Below are 13,330 nucleotides of genomic sequence, written 5' to 3'. Positions count from 1 at the left end.
GGACGAGGTGCTCTCCATCACGCAAGGAGAAGTATGTCCATCACCGCAAGCGAGGCGCTGCACGCCTCCCCGTGGGCCGGATCCGCCGACCCGACGACGCCCGAGGGCTGGGTCCGCCGGGCCGAGGAGGTCGCCGCGATCCTCGAGGTCGACGCCGTCGAGCGCGACCGCGCGCTGGCCACGCCGTACGACGAGGTGCGGCTGCTCAAGCAGGCCGGCCTGGTCACCCTGCTCGGCCCGACGGCGCAGGGGGGCGCCGGGCAGACGTGGGAGACCGCCTACCAGGTGATCCGCCGGGTCGCCGAGGGCGACGGGTCGATCGGCCAGCTGCTCGGCTACCACTACCTGTGGTCACAGCTGCCGGCGTTCTTCGGCACGCCGGGGCAGGCCGAGCAGATCATCGCCCAGGCGACGCGCGAACGCTGGTTCTTCGGCGGCGCGGTCAACCCCCGCGACGCGGACCTCGTCGCCGTCGACCTCGGCGGGGACCTGTCCTTCTCGGGGCACAAGACGTTCTCGACGGGTTCGAAGGTCTCGGACGTCACGTGGCTCGAGGCGGCGATCGACGGGCACGAGGAGCACATCTTCGCGCTCGCGCCGTCCGACCACGCCGGGATCACCTTCCACGACGGGTGGGACGCGCTGGGCCAGCGGCTCACCGAGTCCGGGAGCGTCACCGTGGCCGACGTCGTGCTGCCGTGGTCCGCGGCGCTCGGCTGGGTCGACAAGCGGTTCGTGGCCCGGACCTACAACACCCTCACCCTCGTCGCGATCCAGCTCGTCTTCACGAACTTCTACCTGGGGATCGCGCAGGGCGGGCTGCGCACGGCGCTCGGCTACACCCGGGAGCGGACGCGGCCGTGGCCGTACGGCGGCGACGACCGCGAGAGCGCGCTCGACGAGCCCTACATCCTCGACACCTACGGGGACCTGCAGTCCAAGCTCTGGGCCGCCCAGGCCCTGGGCGACCGGGCCGGCCGGGCGCTCCAGGCGCTGCACGCCGACCCCGACGGGCTCCAGCCGCGCACGCGCGGCGAGGTCGCGGTGCTGGTCGCGGCGGCCAAGCAGCGCGCGGTCGACGTCGGCCTCGAGATCGGCACGCGCGTGTACGAGGTCACGGGCGCGCGGGCGACGGCGAGCGCGGTCGGCCTCGACCGGTTCTGGCGCAACGTGCGGACGCACTCGCTGCACGACCCGATCGCCTACAAGCGGCGCGAGGTCGGCGTCTTCGCCCTGCGCGACGAGGTCCCGGAGCCCACCTGGTACACGTGACCCCAGCGCACCCCTGACGCCGAGGTCGCTGGTCTCGCCCGAGGTCGCGGGGTGCAACCCGCGGCCACCGCGCGAACCCCCGACCACCGCCGGGGCGCGCTGGGTGGGTGTTCTCGCCCGTGGCCTCTGGTTGCACCCTGCGACCTCGGCGCGAACCAGCGACCTCGGCGGTGGTGTCACGACCGCCACGGCGGTCAGAGGCGGGAGGCGTAGACCTTCAGGGCGTCGCGGACGAACGTCGCGCCCGAGGTGCCGCCGTAGCTCTTCGCGAACCGGTCGTCGGCGACGTACATCTCGCCGAGCCCGACGAGGTACTCCGGGTCCGGCCGGCCGGTGCCGTGCCCGGGCGTGCCCGGGATCCCGGCGAGCCAGTCGGCGTGGCGCTGCGCGAGCGCCTGCGCCTCGTCCGACGCCGGGTCGACGCCGCGCTCGGCCGCGTCGGCCCAGTCGGCGCCGAGCCGCGCGGCCCGCTCCTTCCAGACCCCCTGCTCCGCGGACGACATGCCCCGCCACCACCGGTCGCCCGACGCGTACGCGTCCTCGCCCCAGCGCTCGGTGACCTCGTCCTTGTACTGCGTGTGGTCGAAACCGTCGAACATCTCCTCGGCCACGAGCCGTCCTCCTTCTTCCAGCGTGGTGATCGTCCGCGCGACCGACGCCGCCTGGCGGGTCACGCGCTCCTGCTCGGTGCGGAGCCGGGAGAGGTGCTCGCGCAGGGCGGCGAGCGTGTCCTGCTCGTCGTCCAGCGCGCGCGCGATCGCGGGCAGCGGGAGCCCGAACCCGCGCAGCACGAGCACGCGCTGAAGGCGGACGAGCGTCTGCCCGTCGTACCAGCGGTACCCGTTGTCTCCCACGCGGCTCGGTCGCAGCAGCCCGATGGCGTGGTAGTGCCGCAGGGTGCGGCTCGTGACGCCCGTGAGCCGGGCGATCTCCTGGATCGACCACTCGCTGCGGGTCCTCGTCGGCATGGGCCCCTCTCCTTCGTACGACGACGACGCTAGGAGTTGACGTTACGTCAAGGTCAAGCGACGCCGACGGCGATCGCCGAGAAGTTGCCGACCGCTAGCGTGCTGACCATGGGATGCCGCGCGCGCATCGCCCTGCTCATCGACGCGGACAACGCCTCGCCGGGTCGGATCGACCTCATCCTCAACGAGCTGTCGGTGCTCGGGGAGACGAGCATCCGGCGCGCGTACGGCAACTGGGCGAAGCCGGCGCTCCGCGGGTGGGCGGACCTGCTCCTCGAGCACGCCATCCGACCGGTGCAGCAGTACGACTACAGCACCGGCAAGAACGCGAGCGACATGGCCCTCGTGGTCGACGCGCTGGCCCTGCACTACACCGACCGGCCGGATGCGGTCGCCATCGTGTCGTCCGACGGCGACTTCACCCCGCTGGTCATGCACCTGCGCGAGCGCGGTGCGGCGGTGTACGGCTTCGGCGACGACAAGACGCCCGTGGCCTTCCGGAGCGCGTGCTCCCGATTCCTCGTCCTCGACCGGCTCGAGGCGGACGACGGCGCCGGGGGGTCCGGGGCCGGGACCGTCGCGAAGCCGGGCGGACCCGCGCGGGTGCCGACCACCAAGCTCCGGCAGGACACCAAGCTCGTGGCGCTGCTGCGGCGCGCGGTGCAGGGCGCGGCCGACGAGAGCGGCTGGGCGCGCGTGTCGACCGTGGGTCAGCACATCGCGAACCAGTCGTCGATCGACGCGCGGAACTACGGCTACGCCAGGCTCTCGGCGCTCCTCGTCGCGACGGACCTGTTCCTCGTGCGCGACGAGGGGAAGCCGACGCTCGCTGTCCGCGACAAGCGTCCGACGCCCGCCACGCGGGCCAGCGGGTAGCATCGCCCCACAGGCGTCGACCCGGACATCACCGGCGAGCCTCCGGAAGAACAGGCGCCGGCCACCACCGGCCGCCCCAGTAGAACCGGACGGGTGGGCCCGTCACAGCCTCGACGAGCGGTCGCCGTCGCCCTGAGCGGGACGACGGCGGCAAGCGGGGTGGTACCGCGGTGACCGGCAGGTGCGCAGGGCGCGCCACCGGGAGTCGTCCTCGCACGAAGTGGCAGCACGACCAGCTCGACCTGCCAGCCGTGACGACGACCGCACCACCGACCAGCCTGGAGCACCGCGATGGCCTACCCCCTGCACCGCCCGGACGGCACGCCCGTCCCCGCGTCCCCGGACCTGCCGGCCCTCGAGAAGGACGTCCTGGCCCACTGGGCGCAGGACGGCACGTTCCAGGCGTCGATCGACCAGCGCGAGGCCGGCGAGCACGGCGCGAACGAGTTCGTCTTCTACGACGGCCCGCCCTTCGCCAACGGCCTGCCCCACTACGGCCACCTGCTCACGGGCTACGCCAAGGACATCGTCGGGCGCTACCAGACCCAGCGCGGGCACCGCGTCGAGCGCCGCTTCGGCTGGGACACCCACGGCCTGCCGGCCGAGCTCGAGGCCGAGCGCGTGCTCGGCATCACGGACAAGTCCCAGATCGACGACATGGGCATCGAGGCGTTCAACAAGGTCTGCCGCGAGTCGGTGCTGCGCTACACCGACGAGTGGCAGGACTACGTCACGCGCCAGGCCCGCTGGGTGGACTTCGAGAACGACTACAAGACCCTCGACACCTCCTACATGGAGTCGGTGATCTGGGCGTTCAAGCAGCTCCACGACAAGGGCCTCGCCTACGAGGGCTACCGCGTGCTGCCCTACTGCTGGCGCGACGAGACGCCCTTGTCCAACCACGAGCTGCGCATGGACGACGACGTCTACGCCTCGCGCCAGGACCCGGCGCTCACCGTCGGCGTGCGCCTCGAGACGGGCGACCTCGCGCTCCTGTGGACGACGACGCCGTGGACCCTGCCGTCCAACCTCGCGCTCGCCGTGGGCCCGGACATCGACTACGTCCGCGTGGCGCCGTCCGAGAACTCGCGCCTGCATGGAGAGGTTGTCGTGCTCGCGGCCAGCCGGTTGAGCGCTTATGAGCGCGAGCTCGGATTCGTCGCGGCGACGGCCGCCGATCCCAGGGACCAGGCGCGGCTTCTCGGTGACCTGAAGGGGGCCGAGCTCGTCGGGCGCCGCTACACGCCGCCCTTCGGCTACTTCACGCGGCACGCGAACGCCCACCAGGTGCTCGCGGGCGAGTTCGTCACGACCGAGGACGGCACGGGCATCGTCCACCTCGCCCCCGCGTTCGGCGAGGACGACATGCTGGTGTGCGACGCCGCCGGCATCGCGCCGGTCGTGCCCGTCGACAGCAAGGGCCGGTTCACGCCGGAGGTCCGCGACTACGCGGGCCTGCAGGTGTTCGACGCGAACCCGCAGATCATCGCGGACCTCAAGGCGGGCACCGGCCCGCTCGAGCACGTGGCCGAGGCCCAGCGCGCCGTCGTCGTGCGGCACGAGACGTACGACCACTCCTACCCGCACTGCTGGCGGTGCCGGAACCCGCTCATCTACAAGGCGGTGTCGAGCTGGTTCGTCCGCGTGACGCAGTTCCGGGACCGGATGGTCGAGCTCAACCAGGAGATCACCTGGGTCCCCGAGCACATCCGCGACGGGCAGTTCGGCAAGTGGCTCGCGGGTGCGCGGGACTGGTCGATCTCGCGCAACCGGTACTGGGGCACGCCCATCCCGGTGTGGGTGAGCGACGACCCCGCGTTCCCGCGCACGGACGTGTACGGCTCGATCGCCGAGCTCGAGGCCGACTTCGGCGTCGAGGTCCACGACCTCCACCGGCCGTTCATCGACGAGCTCACGCGCCCCAACCCGGACGACCCGTCGGGCCGCTCGACCATGCGCCGCATCCCCGACGTGCTCGACGTGTGGTTCGACTCGGGCTCGATGCCGTTCGCCCAGGTGCACTACCCGTTCGAGAACGCGGACTGGTTCGAGCACCACTACCCGGGCGACTTCATCACCGAGTACATCGGCCAGACGCGCGGCTGGTTCTACACGCTGCACGTGCTCGCGACCGCGCTCTTCGACCGGCCCGCGTTCCGCACGTCCGTCTCGCACGGCATCGTGCTGGGCTCCGACGGCCGCAAGATGAGCAAGTCGCTGCGCAACTACCCGGACGTCACCGAGGTCTTCGAGCGCGACGGCTCGGACGCGATGCGCTGGTTCCTCATGGCGTCGCCGATCCTGCGCGGCGGCAACCTCGTCGTCACCGAGGAGGGCATCCGCGAGGGCGTGCGTCAGGTCCTGCTGCCCCTGTGGAGCACCTGGTACTTCTTCACGCTCTACGCGGGCGCGGCCGACGGCGGCCGGGGCCTCGTCGCCCGGCCGCTCACGCCCGAGCGCGTCGCCGACCTGCCGGTCATGGACCGCTACGTCCTCGCGCGGACGCGCGCGCTCGTCGAGCAGGTCACCGCGCAGCTCGACGCCTACGACGTCCCGGGGGCGTGCGAGGCCGTGCGCGAGCACCTCGACCTCCTGACCAACTGGTACGTGCGGACGTCGCGCCAGCGGTTCTGGGACGAGGACCCGGCGGCGTTCTCCACGCTCGCGACGGCGCTCGAGGTGCTCACGCGCGTCATGGCGCCGCTCGCACCCCTGACCACCGAGGAGATCTGGCGCGGCCTCACGGGCGGGCGCAGCGTGCACCTCACCGACTGGCCCGTGCTCGACGACGCGTCGGGGGCGACGGACCTCGGCCGCGTCCTCGCCGCCGACGACGCGCTCGTCACCGCCATGGACCAGGTGCGCGAGATCGTGTCCGTGACGCTGGGCCTGCGCAAGGCCAACGGCCTGCGCGTGCGTCAGCCGCTGCGCGAGCTGGGGGTGGCGCTCACGGACCCGGCCGCGGTCGAGCCGTACGTCGCGCTGGTGCGCTCGGAGCTCAACGTCAAGCACGTGACGCTGGTCGACCTCGCGGAGGTGGGCCCGGCCGACCTCGGCGTCACGTCGCGGCTCGCGGTCAACGCGCGCGCCGCCGGCCCGCGCCTCGGGCGCGGCGTGCAGGACGTCATCAAGGCCGCGCGGGCGGGGGAGTGGGCGCAGGCCGACGGCACGGTCGTGGTCCGCACGCCGGCCGGCGACGTGCCGCTCGTCGCGGGTGAGTACGAGCTCACGACGGTCGTCGCGGAGGGGGCGGGCGAGGACCGCGTCGCCGCGGTGCTCGCCGACGGCGGCGTCGTGCTCCTGGACACCGCCCTCGACGGCGCCCTGCGCGCGGAGGGCTTCGCGCGCGACGTCGTGCGCGTGGTGCAGGACGAGCGCAAGGCACGGGACCTGCAGGTCACGGACCGGATCCGTCTCGTCCTCACGGTCGCCGACGAGCACCGTGCCGCGGTCGAGACCCACCGCGACATGATCGCGCGCGAGACGCTCGCGACCTCCCTCGAGGTCGAGGTCGGCAGCCCGCAGGGCCAGGTCGGCGTCGAGCTGGCCGTCGCGGGCGGTGCCGCGTGAGCGGGGCCGGCAGCGACGAGCTGCGCGAGGTCTACGCGGGCATCCTCGAGCGGACGCCCGAGCACGACTTCGAGTACACGCTCGACCGGATCGTCGAGGTGTGCGACCTCCTCGGGAGCCCGCAGCGCGCGTACCGGGTCGTGCACGTCACCGGGACCAACGGCAAGACGTCGACCAGCCGCATGGTCGAGCGCCTGCTGCGCGAGCACGGGCTCCGCACGGGCCGCTTCACGAGCCCGCACCTGACCACGGTCACCGAGCGCATCGCGATCGACGGCGAGCCCGTGAGCGACGAGCGCTTCGTCGAGCTCTGGCAGGACGTCGCGCCGTACGTGCACCTGGTCGACCAGCGCTCGCTCGAGCGCGGCGGGCCGCGCCTCAGCTTCTTCGAGGTGCTCACCGTCATGGCGTTCGCCGCGTTCGCGGACGCGCCGGTCGACGTCGCGGTCATCGAGGTCGGGCTCGGCGGGCGGACCGACGCGACCAACGTCGTCGAGGCCGACGTCGCGGTCATCACGCCGATCTCCTACGACCACGAGCGCTGGCTGGGGCACGAGCTCGTCGACATCGCGGGCGAGAAGGCCGGCATCGTCAAGGACGGCTCGACACTCGTGCTCGCGCAGCAGCGCGAGGACGCCGAGGGCGTCGTGCTCGCGGCCGCCGCCGAGCACGGCGTCCGCGTGCTGCGCGAGGGCGTCGAGCTCGAGGTCGTCGAGCGTCAGGTCGCCGTCGGGGGCCAGCTCGTGGTCCTCCGCACGCAGGGTGCCGTCTACGCGGACCTCTTCCTGCCGCTGCACGGCGCCCACCAGGCGCACAACGCGCTCCTGGCCCTCGCCGCGGTCGAGGTGCTGCTGCGCGACGGCGGCGCGCTCGCGGGCCCGACCGTCGAGGCGGCGTTCGCCGGGATGGACTCGCCGGGCCGGCTCGAGGTCGTCCGGCGGTCCCCGACCGTCCTCGTCGACGCCGCGCACAACCCCGCCGGCGTCGAGGCCCTCGCCCTCGCGCTCGAGGAGGCGTTCACCTTCGAGCGCCTCGTGGGGGTCGTGGGCATCCTGCAGGACAAGGACGCCGAGCAGATCCTGTCCGGGCTCGAGCCCCTGCTCGACGAGGTCGTGGTGACGCGGTCGAGCAGCGCGCGCGCGTACGAGGTCGAGGACCTCGCCGAGATCGCGCGCGACGTGTTCGGCGAGGACCGCGTGCACGTGGCCGAGCGGCTCGACGAGGCCGTGTCGCTCGCGGTCAACCTCTCCGAGGCCAGCACCGAGGGCTCGCTCACCGGCGCGGGCGTGCTCGTCACGGGCTCGGTGACCATGGCCGCCGAGGCCCGCATCCTCCTCGGCCGCCCCTGAAGCACCCCGCCCCGCCGAGGTCGCTGGTTCGAGCGACGCGAACCAGCGACCTCGGCGTCGTCGTGCACGGATGTGCACCGCTCGTGCACGGCTTCCCCTTGACCCTCGCTCCGCGACCGGCGAATGCTGACCATGGGCCCGAGCCCCCTCGGGAACGCGAGCACCGGTGACGCGCGGCAGGGTGGCCGCCGCGCCACCGGCCGGCTGATGGGAGCAGCGGTGAAGAAGCTGATCAACGACCCGGCACGCGTGGTCGACGAGTCCGTCGAGGGGTTCGGGCAGGCGCACGCGGACCTCGTCCGGGTGCACACCGACCCGCTGTACGTGGTCCGCGCGGACGCGCCGGTCCAGGGCAAGGTCGGCCTGGTCAGCGGCGGCGGGAGCGGGCACGAGCCCCTGCACGCGGGCTTCGTCGGGGCGGGCATGCTCGACGCAGCCGTCCCGGGCGCCATGTTCACCTCGCCGACGCCGGACGCGATCGCCCCCGCGACGGCCGCCGTGAACGGCGGCGCGGGCGTGCTCCACATCGTGAAGAACTACACGGGCGACGTGCTCAACTTCGAGACCGCGGCCGAGCTCGCGGACGCCGACGGCATCGAGGTGCGAGCCGTGGTCGTCAACGACGACGTCGCGGTCGAGGACTCGCTCTACACGGCCGGGCGCCGCGGCGTCGCCGGCACGCTCGCGGTCGAGAAGATCGCCGGGGCCGCGGCCGAGCGCGGCGACGACCTCGCGGGCGTGGCCGCGATCGCCGAGCGCGTCATCGGCTCCGTGCGCTCGATGGGCGTCGCCCTCGCCGCCGGAACGGTGCCGCACGCGGGCACCCCCAGCTTCGAGCTCACGGACCAGGAGATCGAGATCGGCATCGGCATCCACGGGGAGCCGGGTCGCCGCCGGATCCCGATGGCGGGCGCGGACGAGATCACCGAGCTGCTCACCACGCCGGTCATGGACGACCTGCAGATCACCGGCTCGGACCAGGTGCTCCTCCTCGTCAACGGCATGGGCGGCACGCCGCTGTCCGAGCTCTACGTCGTCTACCGCGCGGCGCGCCGGCTGCTCGAGGGCCGCGGCGCCCAGGTGACCCGGTCGCTCGTCGGCAACTACGTGACCTCGCTCGAGATGCAGGGCGCCTCGGTCACGGTGCTCCGCCTGGACGACGAGCTCACGGCGCTCTGGGACGCTCCCGTGCGCACGGCGGCGCTGCGCTGGTGAGTGGTCGGGGCCCGCGCGTGGCAGGCTGACGGCACGTCCGCGACCCCGGGTCGCAGACGAGGGGGCCGACGGATCGGGCCGCGGGCCGGTGGGCGCGGCGGACACGGAGGAGGAGCATGGGTCTGGACGTGGCCTGGGCGCAGGCGTGGGTGCGCCGCACGGCGGAGGTGGTCGCCGAGCACCGGCTCGAGCTCAGCGAGCTCGACCGCCAGATCGGCGACGGCGACCACGGCGAGAACCTCAACCGCGGCTTCACGGCCGTCGTCCAGCGGCTCGACGCGCTGGAGACCCCGCCCGCACAGGTCGGCGACGTGCTCAAGCTCGTGGCGACGACCCTGATGTCGACCGTGGGCGGCGCGGCCGGCCCGCTCTACGGCACCGCCTACCTGCGCGCGGCCAAGGTCACCGGGCTCGACGAGCTCGATGCGTCCGCGGTCGTGGCGATGGTCGAGGCGGGCCTCGAGGGCATCGTGGCGCGCGGCAAGGCGACCACCGGCGAGAAGACGATGGTCGACGCGTGGAGCCCGGCGGCCGCCGCGGCGCAGTCGGCGGCGGCGTCGGGTGCGGGGGCGGTCGAGGTGCTCGCCGCGGCCGCCGGTGCGGCGGAGGAGGGCGCCGTCGCGACCGACCCCATGGTCGCGACCAAGGGTCGCGCGAGCTACCTCGGCGAGCGCAGCGCGGGCCACCGCGACCCGGGTGCGGCGTCGTCGGCGCTCCTGCTGCGCGCCGCGGCGGAGACGGCCGGGGGCTCGGACCCGGCATGACGCGCGTCGCCCTCGTCCTCGTGTCGCACTCGGCGCTCGTCGCCCGGGGGACGGCCGAGCTCGCCGCGCAGATGGCGCCGGACGTGCGGCTCGTCCCCGCGGGCGGCCTGCCGGTCGGGGGCGGCGAGGAGATCGGCACGAGCCTCGACCGCGTGCTCGAGGCGGTCACGGGCGCGCTCGCCGACGGCGACGTCGTCGTGCTCACCGACCTCGGGTCGGCGGTCCTCACCTCGGAGACCGCGCTCGAGATGCTCGACGACGACGACGCCGCGCGCGTGCGCCTGCCGGACGCGCCGTTCGTCGAGGGCGCGGTGGCGGCCGCGGTCGCGGCGCAGCAGGGCGGTGACGCCGACGCCGTCGCGCGCGCCGCCGAGGGCGCAGCCGGCCGCGCGGCGGACGCGCCGCCGTCTCCGGCGTCCGCGCCCGGGGTGACCGCCCCTCCCGCGGCGGACGGGCCCGGCGACGCCGGGGGTCCGGCCGTGCGCCGGACCGCCGTCGTGCGCAACCCGCTCGGCCTGCACGCCCGCCCCGCCGCGCTCCTGGCCCGGCACGTGGCGGGCACGGGCGTGCCCGTCCGCGTGCAGGGCGTCGACGGCGCGAGCGTGCTCGCGCTCATGGCGCTCGGCTCGACGGCGGGCGACGAGCTGACGGTCGAGGCGAGCGGTCCGGACGCCGAGCAGGCCGTCGCGTCGGTGGTGGAGCTCATCGAGGGCGGGTTCGGCGAGGCCGGGTGATCCTCCGTCCCGGGAGGCGTCCTGCATTGACTGCAAGATTGCATCGAGCGTAACCTTGCACTCGTGCAGATCGACCTGGTGGCGCCCGAGGCGCCCGGTGCCCCCGGCCCCGCGGCCGACGTCGGCCAGGGGCTGCGCGAGCGCCAGAAGCGGGCCCGCCGCGAGGCCCTCATCGACGCGGCGCACGTGCTCGTGGAGGCCCACGGCCTCGACGGCGTGACCGTCGAGGGCATCTGCAGCCACGCGGGCGTCTCGCCGCGCACGTTCTTCAACTACTTCGAGTCGAAGGACGACGCCGTCCTGGCGTTCGAGCCCTTCGCGATCGACCCGGCGGTCGCGGCCGAGTTCGCCGCCGGCGGGCCCACCGGCGCGCTCCGGGCGGACCTCGAGCGGCTCGTCGTGGCGCTGGTCGACCGCCCGCACCCCAGCCGCGAGCGCATCGCGTGCGCGATGGAGCTCGCGCGCCGCGAGCCGCGCCTCGTCGCGCGCCAGGTGCTCGCCTTCGAGCGGCACCACGCCGAGATCGCCGGGCTCGTCGCGGCCCGCCTGGGCCTGGACGCCCGCGCGCCGCGCGTCGAGCTGGTGACCCTGCTCGTCATGGCCCTCACGCGCGCCACGTTCGCGACGTGGGAGGCGGACGGCCAGTCCGGACCCGTGCAGGACGCCGTCCCGCGCGTCGTGGGGGAGCTGCACGACCTCCTGCGCGACGTCCCGGGCTGACCCCGCCGCCACCCCGACCCGGGCCGTGCGCCCACGCCGCGCGACCCTCACGACCGACAGCGCCGTCGCCCCTCCCGCCCGCACCACCCCAGCACCGAGGACCTCCATGGCCAGCGCACCACCCGCCACCAGCGACGCCCCACTCGTCGTGCTCGACCGCCGGACGATCTGGCTGATCTTCGGCGCCCTCATGGCGAGCATGTTCCTGTCGTCGCTCGACCAGTCCATCTTCGGCACCGCGCTGCCGACGATCGTCGGCGAGCTCGACGGCGTCGAGCACCAGGGCTGGGTCATGACGGCCTACATCCTGGCGATCGCGGTCGTCATGCCGCTCTACGGCAAGTTCGGCGACCTGTGGGGCCGGCGCTGGCCGTTCCTCGTCGCGATCGGCCTGTTCACGCTCGCCTCGATCGGCGGCGCGCTGGCCTCGAACTTCGCCGAGCTCGTGACGTGGCGCGCCATCCAGGGCCTCGGCGGCGGCGGGCTGATGATCCTGTCGCAGGCGATCATCGCCGACGTCGTGCCGGCCAAGGAGCGCGGCAAGTACATGGGCCCCATGGGCGCCCTGTTCGGCATCGCGGCGGTGATCGGACCTCTCCTCGGCGGCTTCTTCACCGACCAGCTCACGTGGCGCTGGGCGTTCTGGCTCAACGTGCCCATCGGCATCGGGGCGTTCGTCGTGGCGTGGTTCGCCCTCAAGCTCCCGACGCACCGCGCCGGCCGCCGGATCGACGTCGCCGGCATCGTGCTCATGGTCGTCGGCACGTCCGGCATCGTGCTCCTGACCAGCTGGAACAGCTTCTCGGGCGACGCGGGCTACGACTGGGCGGACTGGCGCCTCCAGAGCCTGCTCGCCGTGACGCTCCTGGCGGTCGCCGCGTTCGTGTGGGTCGAGAGCCGGGCCGAGGAGCCGCTGCTCCCGCTGCACCTGTTCCGCAACCCGACGTTCGCGATCGCGACCTCGGTCGGCCTCATCATCGGCATGGGCATGTTCGCGGCCCTGACCTTCCTGCCGACGTTCCTGCAGATGGCGACCGGCGCGGGCGTGACCGAGTCCGGCTTCCTCATGCTGCCGATGATGGTGGGCGTCATGGCCACCGCGATCGGCTCGGGCGTCGCGATCACGCGGACCGGCCGCTACCGGATGTACCCGATCGCGGGCATGGCGATCTCGACCCTCGGCCTCATCTGGATGACGCGCCTCACGGGCGACATCTCGATGCTGCTCTTCGGCACGATGATCTTCGTGCTCGGCGCGGGCCTCGGCCTCGTCATGCAGACCATCGTCCTCGCGGTCCAGAACTCGGTGGACCCGCACGAGCTCGGCACGGCGACCAGCGCGAACAACTTCTTCCGCGAGATCGGTGCGGCCGTCGGCGTCGCCCTGTTCAGCACGGTCTTCACCGGGCGCCTCAGTGACCGCCTCGAGCCGCTCTTCGCGGGCGCTCCCGCGGGCGGTGCGGCCGGAGGCGACCCGGCCGCGTCGCTCACGCCAGCCGTGCTCGACGCGCTGCCCGAGCAGCTGCGGCAGGGCGTCGTCGACGCCTTCGCGGACGCGCTCGCGCCCGCGTTCTGGTACCTCGTCCCGATCCTCGCGCTGGGCTTCGTCCTCACGCTCTTCCTGCGCGAGGTGGCGCTGTCCGACGTCGCCGGCATGGTCGCGCGCGGCGAGGCCGTCGCGGGCGACGACGTGCGCGCGGGCCACGCCGCGGCGCCGGCCGACGTCGCTGGTGCCGCCACGGACGAGGTCGTGGTCGTCGAGGGCTCCGCCCCCGCCGACGAGCACGACCGCACCCACGCGTCGAGCGACGCCCGCGACTGAGCGCCACCCGGCGCGGCGCCCGACCAGGTCACGGGTGACG

General features: G+C 73.8%; 10 protein-coding genes. 9 read left to right on the top strand and 1 reads right to left on the bottom strand.

Features of this window, described 5'->3' with window-relative positions; translation table 11 throughout:
• Positions 1–33 precede the first annotated feature (33 nt).
• Positions 34–1,272, top strand: coding sequence for an acyl-CoA dehydrogenase family protein (locus JIG38_RS11060; protein WP_199423862.1), 1,239 nt, complete (start codon positions 34–36; stop codon positions 1,270–1,272).
• A gap of 194 nt (positions 1,273–1,466) precedes the next feature.
• On the opposite strand, the gene JIG38_RS11055 is transcribed toward JIG38_RS11060, so the two are convergent.
• Positions 1,467–2,240: a MerR family transcriptional regulator gene (locus JIG38_RS11055; protein ID WP_199423861.1), complete on the bottom strand. Its 774-nt coding sequence runs from the start codon at positions 2,238–2,240 to the stop codon at positions 1,467–1,469.
• Between the two features lie 108 nt (positions 2,241–2,348).
• Here JIG38_RS11055 and JIG38_RS11050 point away from each other — a divergent pair, with 108 nt between their 5' ends.
• From JIG38_RS11050 to JIG38_RS11015, 8 genes are all read left to right on the top strand, one after another.
• Positions 2,349–3,116 carry an NYN domain-containing protein gene (locus tag JIG38_RS11050; protein ID WP_199423860.1) on the top strand — a complete coding sequence of 256 codons (768 nt, stop codon included), beginning with the start codon at positions 2,349–2,351 and terminating at the stop codon, positions 3,114–3,116.
• Between the two features lie 291 nt (positions 3,117–3,407).
• A complete protein-coding gene (gene ileS, locus JIG38_RS11045) occupies positions 3,408–6,686 on the top strand; it encodes an isoleucine--tRNA ligase (RefSeq protein WP_199423859.1) in 3,279 nt (1,092 codons plus the stop codon).
• Entirely contained in the window at positions 6,683–8,035 is a 1,353-nt protein-coding gene (locus JIG38_RS11040) for a bifunctional folylpolyglutamate synthase/dihydrofolate synthase (RefSeq protein WP_199423858.1), read from the top strand. The genes ileS and JIG38_RS11040 overlap by 4 nt, the downstream gene beginning before the upstream one ends.
• 219 nt (positions 8,036–8,254) lie before the next feature.
• Entirely contained in the window at positions 8,255–9,250 is a 996-nt protein-coding gene (dhaK, locus tag JIG38_RS11035) for a dihydroxyacetone kinase subunit DhaK (protein ID WP_199423857.1), read from the top strand.
• Between the two features lie 116 nt (positions 9,251–9,366).
• Entirely contained in the window at positions 9,367–10,014 is a 648-nt protein-coding gene (dhaL, locus tag JIG38_RS11030) for a dihydroxyacetone kinase subunit DhaL (RefSeq protein WP_199423856.1), read from the top strand.
• Positions 10,011–10,748 carry a dihydroxyacetone kinase phosphoryl donor subunit DhaM gene (gene dhaM / locus JIG38_RS11025; RefSeq protein WP_199423855.1) on the top strand — a complete coding sequence of 246 codons (738 nt, stop codon included), beginning with the start codon at positions 10,011–10,013 and terminating at the stop codon, positions 10,746–10,748. The genes dhaL and dhaM overlap by 4 nt, the downstream gene beginning before the upstream one ends.
• Before the next feature lie 63 nt (positions 10,749–10,811).
• A complete protein-coding gene (locus tag JIG38_RS11020) occupies positions 10,812–11,468 on the top strand; it encodes a TetR/AcrR family transcriptional regulator (RefSeq protein WP_307844817.1) in 657 nt (218 codons plus the stop codon).
• A 106-nt stretch (positions 11,469–11,574) separates the two neighbouring features.
• Entirely contained in the window at positions 11,575–13,290 is a 1,716-nt protein-coding gene (locus tag JIG38_RS11015; protein ID WP_199423854.1) for an MDR family MFS transporter, read from the top strand.
• Positions 13,291–13,330: the final 40 nt, after the last annotated feature.

The organism is Actinotalea solisilvae (assembly GCF_016464425.1).
Taxonomy (GTDB): domain Bacteria; phylum Actinomycetota; class Actinomycetes; order Actinomycetales; family Cellulomonadaceae; genus Actinotalea; species Actinotalea solisilvae.
This window is presented reverse-complemented; position numbering and strand designations above follow the sequence as displayed.

Bases quoted from the DNA above. Each gene is read 5' to 3' on its own strand.
- dhaM (WP_199423855.1), top strand. From the start codon at position 10,011: ATGACGCGCGTCGCCCTCGTCCTCGTGTCGCACTCGGCGCTCGTCGCC.
- JIG38_RS11015 (WP_199423854.1), top strand. From the start codon at position 11,575: ATGGCCAGCGCACCACCCGCCACCAGCGACGCCCCACTCGTCGTGCTC.
- JIG38_RS11050 (WP_199423860.1), top strand. From the start codon at position 2,349: ATGGGATGCCGCGCGCGCATCGCCCTGCTCATCGACGCGGACAACGCC.
- JIG38_RS11060 (WP_199423862.1), top strand. From the start codon at position 34: ATGTCCATCACCGCAAGCGAGGCGCTGCACGCCTCCCCGTGGGCCGGA.
- ileS (WP_199423859.1), top strand. From the start codon at position 3,408: ATGGCCTACCCCCTGCACCGCCCGGACGGCACGCCCGTCCCCGCGTCC.
- dhaL (WP_199423856.1), top strand. From the start codon at position 9,367: ATGGGTCTGGACGTGGCCTGGGCGCAGGCGTGGGTGCGCCGCACGGCG.
- JIG38_RS11055 (WP_199423861.1), bottom strand. From the start codon at position 2,240: ATGCCGACGAGGACCCGCAGCGAGTGGTCGATCCAGGAGATCGCCCGG.